The 13,350-nt window shown below is 75.1% G+C and carries 14 protein-coding genes; 6 read left to right on the forward strand and 8 right to left on the reverse strand.

Annotated elements, in window-relative coordinates:
- Positions 1-151 precede the first annotated feature (151 nt).
- Complete coding sequence (locus tag ACZ45Q_RS08200; protein WP_468256694.1) at positions 152-631, forward strand: ATP-binding protein; 480 nt, start codon at positions 152-154, stop codon at positions 629-631.
- Positions 632-752: 121 nt separating this feature from the next.
- On the opposite strand, the gene ACZ45Q_RS08205 is transcribed toward ACZ45Q_RS08200, so the two are convergent.
- The 5 genes from ACZ45Q_RS08205 to rpmG form a co-directional block, all read right to left on the reverse strand.
- Positions 753-1,022: a DUF397 domain-containing protein gene (locus ACZ45Q_RS08205; RefSeq protein WP_468256697.1), complete on the reverse strand. Its 270-nt coding sequence runs from the start codon at positions 1,020-1,022 to the stop codon at positions 753-755.
- Between the two features lie 295 nt (positions 1,023-1,317).
- Complete coding sequence (gene rpsR, locus ACZ45Q_RS08210; RefSeq protein ID WP_468256700.1) at positions 1,318-1,551, reverse strand: 30S ribosomal protein S18; 234 nt, start codon at positions 1,549-1,551, stop codon at positions 1,318-1,320.
- Positions 1,552-1,554: 3 nt separating this feature from the next.
- A complete protein-coding gene (locus ACZ45Q_RS08215; protein ID WP_468256703.1) occupies positions 1,555-2,682 on the reverse strand; it encodes a CobW family GTP-binding protein in 1,128 nt (375 codons plus the stop codon).
- Positions 2,679-2,933: a type B 50S ribosomal protein L31 gene (locus ACZ45Q_RS08220; RefSeq protein WP_468256706.1), complete on the reverse strand. Its 255-nt coding sequence runs from the start codon at positions 2,931-2,933 to the stop codon at positions 2,679-2,681. The genes ACZ45Q_RS08215 and ACZ45Q_RS08220 overlap by 4 nt, the downstream gene beginning before the upstream one ends.
- Positions 2,934-2,941: 8 nt before the next feature.
- Positions 2,942-3,106, reverse strand: a complete 165-nt coding sequence (gene rpmG, locus ACZ45Q_RS08225; RefSeq protein ID WP_033321692.1) for a 50S ribosomal protein L33 — start codon at positions 3,104-3,106, stop codon at positions 2,942-2,944.
- Positions 3,107-3,167: 61 nt separating this feature from the next.
- Here rpmG and rpmB point away from each other — a divergent pair, with 61 nt between their 5' ends.
- From rpmB to ACZ45Q_RS08240, 3 genes are all read left to right on the forward strand, one after another.
- Positions 3,168-3,404: a 50S ribosomal protein L28 gene (gene rpmB, locus ACZ45Q_RS08230; RefSeq protein ID WP_468256710.1), complete on the forward strand. Its 237-nt coding sequence runs from the start codon at positions 3,168-3,170 to the stop codon at positions 3,402-3,404.
- Between the two features lie 28 nt (positions 3,405-3,432).
- Entirely contained in the window at positions 3,433-3,738 is a 306-nt protein-coding gene (gene rpsN, locus ACZ45Q_RS08235) for a 30S ribosomal protein S14 (RefSeq protein WP_468256713.1), read from the forward strand.
- 314 nt (positions 3,739-4,052) lie between these two features.
- Positions 4,053-4,622, forward strand: a complete 570-nt coding sequence (locus ACZ45Q_RS08240) for a hypothetical protein (RefSeq protein ID WP_468256716.1) — start codon at positions 4,053-4,055, stop codon at positions 4,620-4,622.
- A 323-nt stretch (positions 4,623-4,945) separates the two neighbouring features.
- Here the strand turns inward: ACZ45Q_RS08240 and ACZ45Q_RS08245 are convergent, their stop codons facing one another.
- Positions 4,946-6,058, reverse strand: coding sequence for a DUF2786 domain-containing protein (locus ACZ45Q_RS08245; RefSeq protein WP_468256718.1), 1,113 nt, complete (start codon positions 6,056-6,058; stop codon positions 4,946-4,948).
- 98 nt (positions 6,059-6,156) lie between these two features.
- Between ACZ45Q_RS08245 and ACZ45Q_RS08250 the strand changes: the two genes are divergently transcribed.
- Together ACZ45Q_RS08250 and ACZ45Q_RS08255 are read left to right on the forward strand one after the other, a co-directional pair.
- Positions 6,157-6,921, forward strand: a complete 765-nt coding sequence (locus tag ACZ45Q_RS08250) for a Clp protease N-terminal domain-containing protein (protein ID WP_468256720.1) — start codon at positions 6,157-6,159, stop codon at positions 6,919-6,921.
- Between the two features lie 137 nt (positions 6,922-7,058).
- The gene (locus ACZ45Q_RS08255) at positions 7,059-8,813 is read left to right on the forward strand and encodes a bifunctional 3'-5' exonuclease/DNA polymerase (RefSeq protein ID WP_468256722.1); all 1,755 of its coding nucleotides are present in this window, start codon (positions 7,059-7,061) and stop codon (positions 8,811-8,813) included.
- Positions 8,814-9,004: 191 nt separating this feature from the next.
- Here the strand turns inward: ACZ45Q_RS08255 and ACZ45Q_RS08260 are convergent, their stop codons facing one another.
- Both ACZ45Q_RS08260 and ACZ45Q_RS08265 read right to left on the reverse strand, forming a co-directional pair.
- Positions 9,005-12,379, reverse strand: a complete 3,375-nt coding sequence (locus ACZ45Q_RS08260; RefSeq protein ID WP_468256725.1) for an AfsR/SARP family transcriptional regulator — start codon at positions 12,377-12,379, stop codon at positions 9,005-9,007.
- 391 nt (positions 12,380-12,770) lie between these two features.
- On the reverse strand, positions 12,771-13,349 hold the full coding sequence (locus tag ACZ45Q_RS08265) for a TetR/AcrR family transcriptional regulator (RefSeq protein ID WP_468256728.1): 579 nt from the start codon (positions 13,347-13,349) through the stop codon (positions 12,771-12,773).
- Position 13,350 lies beyond the last annotated feature (1 nt).

Below are 13,350 nucleotides of genomic sequence, written 5' to 3' on the forward strand. Positions count from 1 at the left end.
CGGTACGGGCATGGCCATTTCGGTCACGTGCACGTGCATCTGCCCTTGCATCTGCGGTACGCATCCGAAACCATGGTCCCGCACCACCGCGCCGCATCGCTACGACCGCGAATTCCCGGGAGTGCCTCGCATGGGGACGAATGGATCGACCATGCTCGAGCCGTTACGGCAGGGCCTTCCGCCGCTGGACCCCGCGGCCGTGTCCAATGCCGCCTCCTGCGCCCTGCCCGCCCGCTACGAAGCGGTGCGCGAGGCGCGGCGCTTCACCCGTCGCACCCTCGACGGCTGGGACATCGGGGAGCGGTTCGACGACGTGTGCCTGGTCGTCTCGGAGCTGGTCACCAACGCCCTGCGGCACGCGCTGCCCGCCTGCGCCCCGCATCCGGCGGACCAGCCCCCCGTCCGGCTGCACCTGCTGCGCTGGACCGAGCGGCTGGTGTGCGCGGTGCGCGACCCCAGCCAGGACAGCCCGGTGGCCCGGGAGACGGACGACTTCTCCGCCGAGTCGGGCCGGGGCCTGTTCCTCGTCGACTCCTTCAGCGACGGCTGGGGCTGGCACCCGATGGCCGGCCCGCTGAGCGGCAAGGTCGTCTGGGCGCTCTTCCGGCTTCCGCGACCGGCCGGCGACTGACGGACGCGGCGCTTCACCGCGCCGCGTTTCTACGCGCGTCACCCCGGGTGAGCGGGGCCGCACACCGCGCTACGGCGGGGCTTTTCCGCTCCGGGACTCCGCTCCGGGGCCGGCCCGGCGCTCAGCCCGCGACCAAGTGATCGAACTCGCCGTCCTTGACGCCCAGCAGCATCGCCTCGATCTCGGCGCGCGTGTAGACGAGCGCCGGACCGTCCGGGAAGCGGGAGTTGCGCACGGCCACGTCTCCGCCCGGCAGGCGCGCGAACTCCACGCAGGAGCCCTGCGAGTTGCTGTGCCGGCTCTTCTGCCAGGCCGCTCCGTGCAGCCTGGTGGCCGCGATGCCGTTGTACACGCCGGACGCGTCGTCAACGTCGTACACGTCGTGGTTCACAGGTCGCTCCCCGGTGCCGGTGTGCACTGACTGGTGTGGCCATTGATGCAGTGGTCAACTGAACCGGATCATAACCCCGTTCATGTGCAGACGCATGAGCAGATGCACGTGCACGAGGGGTGGTCCCCCGGTTACAGCTTCGGCGTCCGCTCCACCGAGGGCCTCGCCCTCTTTGACGCCCCCGTCAGTGAAGTCGTTCCAGCCGTCTGCCCACCGGTGCCCCGACCATGCGACGACGGCAGGGGCCCGCCGACGGACGGCGGGCCCCTGCCGGGACGAACGACGGACGCGGCCGTCAGCGGGAGGCGTAGGGCAGCAGCGCCATCTCCCGGGCGTTCTTGATCGCCCGGGCCAGCTGCCGCTGCTGCTGGGACGTCACGCGGGTGACGCGCCGGCTGCGGATCTTGCCTCGGTCGGAGATGAACTTCCGCAGCAGATCGGTGTCCTTGTAGTCGATGTACGTCACCCCCGCCTGGTCCAGCGGATTGGGGCGCTGCCTGGCGGGCTTGCGGTCGTGCTTGCGGGGCATGGATCAGACCTCCAGAAGGGTGTCGAAGGCGGACGGCAGCCGCTGCCAGGCGTCCCGCCCGGCGGCGTACTCGGCGTCGGTGAGCAGGCAGGACTCCAGCAGCCGCTGAAGTCCGTCGCGGTCGAGGCCGGGGGACGTGAAGACCAGGTGCTGGCAGCGGTCGCCGTGCTCGGGGTGCCACTCCAGCGCCGCCGCGGCCCGGCGCACCGGCGGGACCATCTCCCAGGCGGCGTCGGGCAGTGCGGCCAGCCAGGGCCCCGCGCCCTCCACGCACAGGGCACCGCCGGCCGCGTCCCAGTGCAGCAGCGTGTCCGGCTTGTCGGCGAGCCAGAACCGGCCCCGGCTGCGGGCGGCGGCGCAGGTGAGGTCCTCCAGCGCCGCGTAGAGCCGCTCCGGGTGGAAGGGGCGGCGCCGGCGCCAGACCAGGGTGGTCACGCCGTGCGCGTCGGCCTCGGCGGGCAGCAGGGCGCACGCCGGGTGCTGGGCCGCGGCGGCGGCCTCGACGTCGAAGCCGGCGCGGGCGGCGCCGGCCAGGTCGCCGTCCGCGATCGGGACGCGGCGGGCCGTCGGGTGGAGCTGGGCCAGCAGCTCGTGGTCCTCGTCGTCGGCCTCCGGGGAGTCGGCCACGGCGAGGACGGGGGCGTACTCCAGCTGCCGGGCGAAGGTGTCGGCGACGGTGCGCTGGTCGGTGGCCGCGGCGGCCAGGCCGCCCTCGGCGAGGTCGTCGCCGTTGCCGAGGTAGGGCAGCACCAGCGCCGGGTCGACGGCGGTGATCACACCGGTGACGGGGAAGCCGCCCGCGGTCACCACCTCGGCCATCGCCTTGGGCTCGACGGAGTCCCACAGCTCGACGACGGCGAGCGGGGTGGTCCCGGCGTCCGCGAGCCGCTCCAGCTCCGGTACGAGGTCCTCGCGCAGGGCGCAGCAGGCGCAGTCGTTGACGAGGGGCGCCTCCCCGGCGGACAGCACGCCGGTGGCGTCCCGGACGGTCCGCACGACCGTGCCCGCGGCGGCCGTCTCCAGGTCGTGGTGGAGGACGACGCTGCCGGGCACGTCGGCCAGCAGCCGGGCGACGGCCGCGCGGCGGGCGTCGGCGTGCAGCCCGCCGACGATCACCACCGGCAGGCTCATGCCGGGCCCCGCTTCCCGTACCTGCGCTCGAAGCGCTCGACGCGTCCGGCGGTGTCCAGCACGCGGGCGGTGCCGGTGTAGAAGGGGTGGCTGACGTTCGAGATCTCGACGTCGACCACCGGGTAGGTGTTGCCGTCCTCCCACTCGATCGTCTTCTCGCTCGTCATGGTGGAGCGGGTCAGGAAGGCGTGGTTCGCGGCCCGGTCGCGGAAGACGACGGGTCCGTACTCCGGGTGGATTCCCTTGCGCATCGCGGGGTTCAGCGCTCCTCTCGGAAGTCGACGTGGCGCCCGACGACCGGGTCGTACTTGCGCAGGGTCAGCCGGTCCGGGTCGTTGCGGCGGTTCTTGCGGGTCACGTAGGTGAAACCGGTCCCGGCGGTGGACCGGAGCTTGATGACCGGGCGGAGTTCGTTGCGTGCCATGCTGGTATCTTACTGAAAATGAATTCCATTAACACCAGCGACTGAGGAGAGGTACGTCACCGTGTCCGCCCACTGCATGCTGACCGGCGCACAGCCCGGCTTCGGCAACCGCATCTCCCACTCCCACCGGCGCACCTCCCGCCGGTTCGACCCGAACATCCAGACCAAGCGCTACTGGCTGCCGAGCGAGGGCCGGTACGTCCGGCTGCGGCTGAGCGCCAGGGCGGTGAAGACCGTCGACGTGATCGGCGTCGAGGCGGCCGTGGCGCGCATCCGCGCGCGCGGGGTGAAGGTCTGAGAGGCGAAGGTCCGAGAGGGGACGTCCCATGGCGAAGAAGAGCAAGATCGCGAAGAACGAGCAGCGACGGGAGACCGTCGCCCGGTACGCCGCCCGGCGGGCCGAGCTGAAGGAGATCGTCCGCCGGCCGTCCAGCACGGAGGCCGAGCGGCTCGCCGCCCAGCGGGAACTGCGCAGGCAGCCGCGTGACGCGAGCGCCACGCGCGTGCGCAACCGCGACCAGGTCGACGGGCGCCCGCGCGGGTACTTCCGCACGTTCGGGCTCTCGCGCGTGAGCCTGCGCGAGCAGGCACATGCCGGGCATCTTCCGGGGGTGCGGAAGGCGTCCTGGTAGCTTGCGCTGTCATGGGCGGGGCTGGGCGGCGACGGGCCGTGGGCGGTGGGGGGCGGTGGCGATCGTTCGGGCGTGCGCCGTTCGGTCGTCCGCCGTTCGGTCGTCCGCCGTTCGGTCGTCCGCCTCTTCGGGCGGTCTCGCGTCCGCGCGTACTCAGGTTCTCGTGTCCGGGCGGAGGGCGGGGCGGTGCCGATCGTCCGGCGTCCGCCCGTCCGGGCGGTCTCGCGTCCACGCGTACTCGCGTTCTTCGGTCGCGGGTGTGCGCGCGTTCGGCTGCATGCGGCTACGGGCTATGGCTGGGGGTTCCGGTGACGATGGTGACTGCGGCAGACGAGGCGCGTGGCGCCCGGGCCGGTGTGAGCGGTGACGGGCGGCGGTCCGGACGGGTGCGGGCGCTGGCCGTGGCCGCCGGGGTGGTGAGCGCCCTCGCGCTCGCCGGGTGCGGCGGCGGGTCCGACTCCGACGGCGACTCCGACGACCGGGCCTCGGCCACGCCCAGCGCGACCGCGAGCGCGGACACGGGCGGCGGTAGCGGTGGCGGTACCGGTGGTTCGCCGTCCGCGCCCTCCGGCGAGCTGGAGGGGAGCTGGCTCGCCACCACCGACGGCAAGGCGGTGGCCCTGGTCGTCAACGGCACCCAGGCCGGCCTCTTCGCCACGGGCGGCACGGTGTGCAGCGGCAGCGCCGGCGAGGACAGCGGCACCCGCACGATCCGCCTCACCTGCACCGACGGCAGCGACGACCGGACGGCCGGGACCGTCGAGTCGGTCGACGGCACGACGATGAAGGTGCGGTGGGCGGGCGGCCTCGGGACGGAGACGTACACCAAGGCCGAGGGCGGCTCGCTGCCACCGGGGCTGCCGACGGCGAGCCTGGGGTCCTGAACGGGGCGAGCCCTTCGGCACGCCGGCTCCGTCCGGGGCTGGGCCAGCGGCAGCGGCTGCAGCGGCGGCAGCCACCGGTTACAGGCGGCAGATGCGGGCGGCGGAGACCCCGCGGCAGGTGACGGGCGTCCCACGGCAGGCGGCAGGCGGCGCCCCTCGGCAGCTGACGGGCGTCCCACGGCAGGCGGCTCGCGGCAGGCGGGGGTCGGCGGGCGGCTGGCGGGGGTCGGCGGGCTGGCGGGCTGGCGCTCGCGGGGGTCGGCGGGCTGCCGCTCGCGGGCCGGCGGGCTGGCGCTGGCCGGGGGCCCGTGGGCGGCCGGGGGCTAAGGCAACCGGCGGCGGGGGGTGACCTGGGCGCGGTCCGCCGCGTCGGCGCCCGCCGTCCAGCCCTCCGCGTCGGTGACGCCGCGCAGGCGCGTGGTGGTCGTCTCCGGGAACATCCGCTCCAGTCGGTCGGTGACCGCGACCTCGCGGGTGGCGAGTACGGGCAGCAGGTCCTCGCTGACCGGAGCCGCCGCGGCGGCGTGCAGCCGAGCGCCGACCCGGTGCGCGTAGGCCGCGAGGAACGACTGCCGGAAGGTCTTGGTCCGTTTCCGTCCGCCCGCTCTCTGCTCCGCCTCCGCCTTGGTCATCGCCGCCTCCGCCTGCACCAGCAGTGAGGTGTACAGCAGCTCGACCGCCGTGAGGTCGGCCTCGAAACCGACGACGGTGGAGAAGCCGAACGGCTCGTTCCACACGGCGCGGCAGTGGTTGGCGTCGGCCACCGCGTCCAGCAGCACGGCCTTGGCCTGCTCGTAGGGCGGCTCCACGCCGATCCGGCAGGCGCCGGGCGCGTCGGGCGCGGGCGCGTGGGCCGACAGCAGGGCCTCGTCGACGCTGTGCCGGGCCATCAGCTCCTGCGCCTTGGCGCTGAGGGCCTCGGCCTCCTCGGGATAGCCGGTCGCCTCCGCCTTGGCGAGCAGGGCGCGGATCCGGGCGAGGGTCCGGGACTCGGCACCGTGCCGCCGCCGGGGCGCTTCGTCCTCCAGGGGCTCCAGCGCGGGCAGGCGCACGAGCAGCCGGTACAGCTCCAGTACGGCGGTGGCGTGCGAGAAGCGGTCTCCGCGCGCCGGGCGCGATGCCCCGGCGGGCAGGTCCTCCAGCTGGGCCGCCCAGCGCGGGCCGCGCGGACGGTCGTCCGGTGCCTGCGCCCGGATCAGCTCCGCCACCAGGTGCAGGTGCGCCTCACCCAGCTCGCGCCGCACGAGGCGTACGACGTCGGCGGGCTGCCAGCCGCGCGCCCACGCACCGGCCAGGAACTCCCCGCCCCGGCGCGCCAGTCCGGCGTCGGAGTCGGGGTCGGCCGCGAGCAGGGACGCGGCGGTGTCGAGGGAGGCGTCGGTGGTGTCGTACAGGGCGGTGCGCAGGGCGCGGTCGACGGTGCTGGGCGTACTCACCCCGCGATGGTGCCACGCGCTCGGAGGCTCCCTCTCGCCGCGCGTCGCACTGTCAACCGTCGGTTGACACCCTCGGGGGTGCAACCTACGGTTGACACATGACGACGAACCCGAGCACCACGTCATCCGTCTCCCTACGTCTCGACGACCTGATCGCGGCCATCAAGAAGGCCCACGCCGAACCGCTCGAGCAGCTCCAGGACGCGGTGATCGCCGGGGAGCACCTGGGCGAGGTGGCCGACCACCTGATCGGCCACTTCGTGGACCAGGCCCGGCGTTCGGGCGCCTCCTGGACGGACATCGGCAGGCGGATGGGCGTCACGCGGCAGGCGGCGCAGAAGCGGTTCGTGCCGAAGGAGTCCGGCGACCTCGACCCCGGCCAGGGCTTCAGCCGGTACACGCCCCGCGCCCGCAACGTGGTGATGGCCGCCCACAACGAGGCCAGGTCCACGGGGGCCGGCGAGGGCGTGCCCGAGCACCTCGTCCTCGGCCTGCTGCACGAGCCGGAGGGCCTCGCGGTCAAGGCCGTCGCCGCCCAGGGGGTCTCCCCCGACGCGGTCCGCGAGGCGGCGCTCGGCGCGCTGCCGCCGGCCGTCGAGCAGGTCCCGGAGCTGGTGCCGTACGGCCCGGCGGCCAAGAAGGTGCTGGAGCTGACCTTCCGGGAGGCCCTGCGCCTCGGCCACAACTACATCGGCACCGAGCACATCCTGCTCGCCCTGCTGGAGCACGAGAACGGCGAGGGCACCCTGAGCGGGCTCGGTCTCACCAAGGAGCGGACCGAGGCGTACGTCACCGAGGTGCTGGCGGAGTTCCTGGAGACGACCGAGGCCGCGGGCGGCGGGAAGTCCGACGGCTCCGAGTAGCCCGGCCGACGGCGGCGGAGGGGTCGGCCGAGGGACCGGCGGAGGAGTCGGCCGAGGGACCGGCGGAGGAGTCGGCCGAGGGACCGGCGGAGGGTCGGCGGAGGGGCGTTGTCAGACCCTGCTGCGAGACTCGCAGCGTGGCCGACCGGTGGGCGCTCGCCGTGGCCGAGGACGGTGGTGTGGAGATCGCCGCCCTCGGCCCCGACGGGCTGCCCGCCGGGCCGGTGCGGCGGGAGGCCGATCCCGTCGAGGCCGTGCGGAGCCGCCCGGACGTCGCCCGGTGGGTGTGGCGGTCCACCGCCGAGGTCTACCCGCGCCTGCTCGCCGCGGGGGTCCGAGTGGAGCGGTGCTACGACATCGAGGACGCCGAGATCCTCCTCCTCGGCCACGAGGGGCGGTACGGCGAGCCCCGGTCGGCCGCCGCCGCCCTGGCCCGGCTGCGCGGCGGCCCGGTACCGCCCGACCCGCCCCAGCGGACGGCCGAACCGGGCGCGCAGTCCTCGCTCTTCGAGCCGGCGGGCACCGCGCTCCCGCTGGCCGACCTCCTCGCCGTCTACGCCGAGCAGCAGCGCCGGCACGACCGCACCGCGCGCCCCGACCGGATGCGGCTGCTGACGGCGGCCGAGTCGGCGGGGATGCTGGTGGCCGCCGAGATGAACCACGCGGGGCTGCCGTGGCGCGCCGACCTGCACCGCGCGGTCCTGCACGACCTGCTGGGCGAGCGGTACGCGGGCGGTGGCGAGCCGCGCCGCCTGGCCGAGCTGGCGGACGAGGTCTCCGCGGCCTTCGGGCGCCGGGTGCGGCCCGATCTGCCGGCCGACGTGATCAAGGCGTTCGCCCAGGCCGGGATCAAGGTCCGCTCCACACGCCGGTGGGAGATCGAGTCCGTCGACCACCCGGCCGTGAAGCCGCTCCTCGAGTACAAGAAGCTGTACCGCATCTGGGTCGCCCACGGCTGGTCCTGGCTCCAGGACTGGGTGCGCGACGGCCGCTTCCGCCCCGAGTTCCTCGCGGGCGGCACCGTCACCGGGCGCTGGGTGACCAACGGCGGGGGCGGGTTGCAGATCCCCAAGGTGATCCGTCGCGCGGTCGTCGCCGATCCGGGCTGGCGCCTGGTCGTGGCCGACGCCGACCAGATGGAGCCGCGGGTGCTCGCGGCGATCTCCCGTGACCCCGGCCTGATGGAGGTGGCCGGCCGGGAGACCGACCTGTACCAGTCCGTGTCCGACCGGGCCTTCTCCGGCGACCGCGCCCAGGCCAAGCTCGCCGTGCTCGGCGCGGTGTACGGCCAGACCTCCGGCGACGGACTGAAGAACCTCGCCCTGCTCAGACGCCGGTTCCCCAGGGCGGTGGCGTACGTGGACGAGGCGGCCCGCGCGGGCGAGGAGGGCCGGCTGGTCCGCACCTGGCTGGGGCGCACCTGCCCGCCGGCGGCCGGGGCGGGCGAGGAGACGACCGGGGAGGCGGGGATCCCGGTCGCCGGGGACGACGCCGACGAGGGGCGGGGCGACCGTCTCGCCGTGGACGGCGACCAGCAGGGCGGGCGCCGGGGCCACGGGCAGGAGGACCGGCAGTGGGTGCCCGGTTACGCCTCCTCCGACGCCCGCGCCCGCGGCCGGTTCGCCCGCAACTTCGTCGTCCAGGGCAGCGCCGCCGACTGGGCCCTGCTGCTGCTCGCCGCGCTGCGCCGGACCTGTGCGGGCATGGCGGCCGAGCTGGTCTTCTTCCAGCACGACGAGGTGATCGTGCACTGCCCCGCCGAGGAGGCCGACGCGGTCGTGGCCGCGATCCGGGAGGCCGCCGACCTGGCGGGGCGGCTGACGTTCGGCGAGACACCGGTGCGCTTTCCGTTCACCACGGCGGTGGTGGAGTGCTACGCGGACGCCAAGTAGGGCGACACGGAGGCCAAGTAGGGCGACGCGGAGCCAAGTAGGGCGACGCGGACGTCAAGCGGTGCTACGCGGGTGGCAAGTAGCTGCGACGCGGACGCCAGGTGAGGTGCGGCGGCGGGCGGCCGGCGGCGCCGGCACCGTGTCCGTCAACGGCCGGCGGCCGGCGGCCGGCGGCTCGGGCACCGTGTCCGTCAGCGGTCCGCGGCGGCGCCCAGCAGTTCCCGCAGCTCGCGCACCACGGCCTCGGCGTCCGTCCCGTCGAGCGCGGCGAGCGCCGCCCGCCACTGCCCGTACGCCTCCTGGTCACGGCCGTGCCGCCGCAGCAGCAGCCCGTACTGGTGCCGGCCCAGCCCGCCGGTGTAGCGGTCGGCACGGGCGTCGGCGCGGCGGAGCAGCTCCGTGCACTCGCGGACGGCCCGCTCGGTCCGGCCGAGCAGACGCAGGGCCCGGACGAGGCCGAGCCGGGTCTGCGACTCGCCGTGCCAGTCGCCGTGGCCTCCGAGGATGCGCAGGCTCTCCTCGAAGTGGCCCGCGGCGGCGGACGGTTCACCGAGGGCGAGATGGGCGTAGCCGATGTTGCAGTGGGCGGTGTGCCGCACGATCACGTGTCCGATCGCGTCGCCGATGGCGAGGGAGCGCCGGTGCTCCTCGATGGCGGCCCGCGGGTCGGTGTGCTCGTAGAGGTTGCCGAGATGGCTGTGGGTGATCGCCTCGCCGTACGGGTCGTGCAGGCGCCGTGAGTACGCCAGGCTCTGGTGCAGGGCCTGCGCCGACTCGGCGTGCCGGCCGAGCCCTTCGAGGAGCAGCCCGCGGTTGTTGAGGCAGCGGCGGATCCGGGAGGCGCTGCCGAGCCGCCGCCACAGCTGAAGCGAACGGTCGTTGAGGGCGAGCGCGTCGTTGTGCCGGCCGGTCAGGAAGTGGACGTTGGCGAGGTCGCCCAGGGCATAGGCCTCGGCGGGCTCGTCACCGAGCCGGCGGGCCAGTTCCAGCCCGGCCCGGGCGAGCACCTCCATCTCGGCGACCCGGCCGCTGCGCTGGGCGTACGGGAAGACCAGCCGGACCAGGGCGGAGAGCCGACCGGCCCGGTGGTCGTCGGACCGGTCGCCGCCGTACCGCTCCACCAGGGCGACGACGTTCGCCAGCTCCCGGTCGCCCCAGGCGAAGGCCTCCCCGGGGCCGGCGAACGGCGGCACCGAGGCGACGTCGGCGGCGTGCTCCGGCGGCTGGGCCGCGGTGGGACGGCGCCGGTCGTCCTGGTCGAGACCCGGTTCGACGATCGCGGTGAGGGCGTGTTCGGCGACGGCGGCGTACCAGCACAGGGCGATCCCCGCGGCATCGGTGCCGTCGTCGGCGTCCCGCGCCACCTCCCGGGCGAACTCGCGCACCAGGTCGTGCGGGGCGTAGCGGCCGTAGGCGGTCTCCTCCAGCAGGGCGACGTCGACGAGCCGGTCGAGGGCGGCCTCGGCGCGCCGCTCGTCGGTGCCGGTGAGGCGGGCCAGCAGGGGAACACCGTAGTCGGGCAGGTGGAGGGCGCCGATGCGGCGCAGGGCGAGGGCCGCGTCGCGGTCGGACTCACGGTCGGAGGCGGCGAGCGCGTCGTGCGCGACGGCCAGCGAACGGCGCACGCTCAGGTCGTCGTACTCCAGGTGGTGCAACCGGCCCTCGGTGGCGGTCAGTTGTCCGGCCAGCGCGTCGGGGGTGAGGGCGCGCCGTGCGGCGAGCCGGGCGGCGACGACACGCAGGGCGAGCGGGAGGCGGCCGGTGAGTTCGACGAGGGGGTGATCCGCGCGCAGCCCGTCGAGGTCCTCGCGCCCGCCCCGGCCGTCCCGCCCGGAGACCGCGCGCAGCAGGGCGGCGCTCTCCTCGCCGGTGAGCGGGCCGAGCGGGAAGCGGCGGACGCCGTCGAGCGCGGTGAGCGGGGAGCGGCTCGTGACGAGCACGGCGCAGCCCGGGCCGCCCGGCAGCAAGGGCCGTACCTGGGCCGCACTGGCGGCATCGTCCAGGACGAGGAGCGTGCGGCCGGGGGCGAGCAGGGAACGCAGCAGCGCGGCTGCGGCGTCGGGGTCCTCCGGGATGGCGCAGGGGTCGGCGCCCATGTCGCGCAGGAGCGCGGTGAGCGCCTGACCGGGCGTCAGCGGGGACACGCCCGGGGTGGCGCCGTGCAGGTTGATGTAGAGCTGACCATCGGGGAAACGTTCCTTCAGCGCATGGGCCACATGCAGCGCGAGGGCGCTCTTGCCGACGCCCGCCATACCGCTGATGACGGCGACCCGGGGATGCGGCCCGGGCGCGAGGGCGCGCCGCAGGTCGTCGCACGGGGTGACGCGTCCGGTGAAATGGGCGGGCGGCGGGGGGAGTTGCGCGGGGCGGGGCGGGGTGGTGGGTGGGGGTGCGGGCTGGGGGTGGGTGAGGCCCTGGGGAGGGGGTGGGGGTTGGGGGTGGACGAGGTCCTGGGCAGGGGGTGGGGACGAAGGCGCGGTGACGGGCTCGGGGCCGCCGGCGGGGAAGGTTGCCGGTGTCGCTGGGACGGACGTGGCGGCAGAGCGGTGGGCCGGGGTCTTCGGGGCCGTCACGTCCGGCGAGCCTTCCGGCACGGTCAGGAGGGGCGAGGCGGTCGGGTCTGCCGCGGCACCGGACCCCGCCCCTGCGGCGGACTCGCCGGAACGGGGCCGCCCGGCCCCCCGCAGCACCTCCAGGTGCGCCGCCCGGACCGCCGCCCCCGGCTCGACGCCGAGTTCCTCGACGAGGCGGGCGCGCAGGTCGCGGTGGACGGCGAGGGCCTCGGCCTGCCGGCCGGTACGGTGCAGGGCCAGCATCAGCTGCCGGTGGTACGCCTCCCGCAGCGGGTACTCCGCGACGAGCGCCGCCAACTCCGGTACGGCATGCGGCAGTCGCGCGCCCCCGAGGGCGAGCTCGGCGTCGTACCGCCACTCCAGGAGCAGCAGCCGCGTCTCCTGGAGCCGCTGGGCGAACGCGTGACCGCGCAGCTCGGCCGGCAGCCCGGCGAGCGGCGCACCCCGCCACAGCGACAGCGCGGCCGTGGCCTGCGACACCACGCGCGCCCACTCACCACGGGCGTGCGCGGCGCGCGCCCCGGCGGCCAGGGACTCGAAGACCTGGACGTCGAGTTCTCCCTCCTCGACCCGGAGGAGGTATCCGGTCGGCACGGTCCGCAGCCGTTCCGGCTCGTCGAGCAGCCGCCGCAGCCGGGTCACGTGGTTGTGCAGGGAGGCATGGGCCGACGGCGGCGGCGCCCCGCCCCACAGGGCGTCCTTGAGGGACTCGACGGAGACGGCCCGGCCGGCCTCCAGCAGCAGCGCGGCCAGCAGCGCCCGCGACTTGGGCCCGGCGACGTCGCGCACCGGGACCTCCGGGACCTCCGGGACCTTCGGGGCCTTCGGGGCCTCCAGGACCTCCGAGGCTTCTGTGACTTCCGGGTCCTCCCGGGCCTCGTCACCGGCACTCTCGCCGCGAACGCCGTCCCGACTCCCGGAGAGAACGCCGCCCCGGCCCCCGTAGAGAACCGGCGGCCCCAGCAGTCCGAACCGCAGCCGGTACCGCTCCACGCCGTCCCACAGCCTTCCTCACAGCGGTGCTCCGCCGCCTTCGCCACGGCCCTCGACGGCCATCTTCCGCTCGCCCAACGGAGAACCGTTGGCCATATGTTAGCGATCTGTTGGCAAGGCCTGATGTGATCACATCATCGGAGCCCGGCCCGGGGGTGCGCGCGTACGACGCGTTGCTCGGGGGAGTGTCGCCGCCGCGGCCGGCTTCCGTGGACACACGAGGACCCCGGACGGCAGAGGTGACCGACCGGGGCCCTCGTCCTGCCTCGGCGGCAGAGCGCGGCAGCGTGAACAGGGATCGGGACGAGGACCGGGGCGAGGCCCGGGCCGGAGATCAGGGCGGAGACCAGAGCGGGCACCGAGGAGGAGCCCCCGACGACCGGCCAGTCGGTCACCGGCCGCCGGACCCGCCGCGCGGGGCGAGGAGTTCGGCCACGAGCCGGCGCGCGTAGGCGGCGTCGAGCCCGGCCGGGCGGAAGAGGATGCGGTACATCAGGGGCGCGACGACACGGTCCATGACCGTCTCGACATCGGGCGTGTCCTCCTCGCGCCGCGCCGCACGGGCGAGGACGACGTCGATCTGTTCGGCGGCGTAGGCCGAGCACTGGCCGGCGTTGCTGCCGTGCGGGTCGCCGAGCAGGGCGTCGCGGATGTAGGCACGGCCCGTGCGGGACGCCATCTCGTCCAGGAACTCCTCGGCCCAGGCCGTCAGGTCGGACAGCAGGTCACCGTGGTCCTCGGGCGCCCCTTCGGGGCGAAGGCGCTCGACTGCCACGTCCGAGAGCAGTTCCGTGAGGGAGCCCCAGCGGCGGTAGATGGTCGACGGGGTGACCCCCGCGCGCTCGGCGACCATCGGCACCGACAGGGCGTCCCGGCCGAGCTCGGCTTCGAGTTCCTGCACCGCGGTGTGCACCGACGCCTGGACCCGGGCACTGCGGCCACCGGGGCGCACCATCTTGTTGCGAGGCATC

The organism is Streptomyces sp. NPDC031049, from assembly GCF_055571015.1.

Bases quoted from the DNA above. Each gene is read 5' to 3' on its own strand.
- ACZ45Q_RS08250 (WP_468256720.1), top strand. From the start codon at position 6,157: ATGACGACGAACCCGAGCACCACGTCATCCGTCTCCCTACGTCTCGAC.
- ACZ45Q_RS08240 (WP_468256716.1), top strand. From the start codon at position 4,053: ATGGTGACTGCGGCAGACGAGGCGCGTGGCGCCCGGGCCGGTGTGAGC.
- ACZ45Q_RS08200 (WP_468256694.1), top strand. From the start codon at position 152: ATGCTCGAGCCGTTACGGCAGGGCCTTCCGCCGCTGGACCCCGCGGCC.
- rpsR (WP_468256700.1), bottom strand. From the start codon at position 1,551: ATGCCCCGCAAGCACGACCGCAAGCCCGCCAGGCAGCGCCCCAATCCG.
- ACZ45Q_RS08220 (WP_468256706.1), bottom strand. From the start codon at position 2,933: ATGCGCAAGGGAATCCACCCGGAGTACGGACCCGTCGTCTTCCGCGAC.
- ACZ45Q_RS08265 (WP_468256728.1), bottom strand. From the start codon at position 13,349: ATGCCTCGCAACAAGATGGTGCGCCCCGGTGGCCGCAGTGCCCGGGTC.
- rpsN (WP_468256713.1), top strand. From the start codon at position 3,433: ATGGCGAAGAAGAGCAAGATCGCGAAGAACGAGCAGCGACGGGAGACC.
- rpmG (WP_033321692.1), bottom strand. From the start codon at position 3,106: ATGGCACGCAACGAACTCCGCCCGGTCATCAAGCTCCGGTCCACCGCC.
- ACZ45Q_RS08215 (WP_468256703.1), bottom strand. From the start codon at position 2,682: ATGAGCCTGCCGGTGGTGATCGTCGGCGGGCTGCACGCCGACGCCCGC.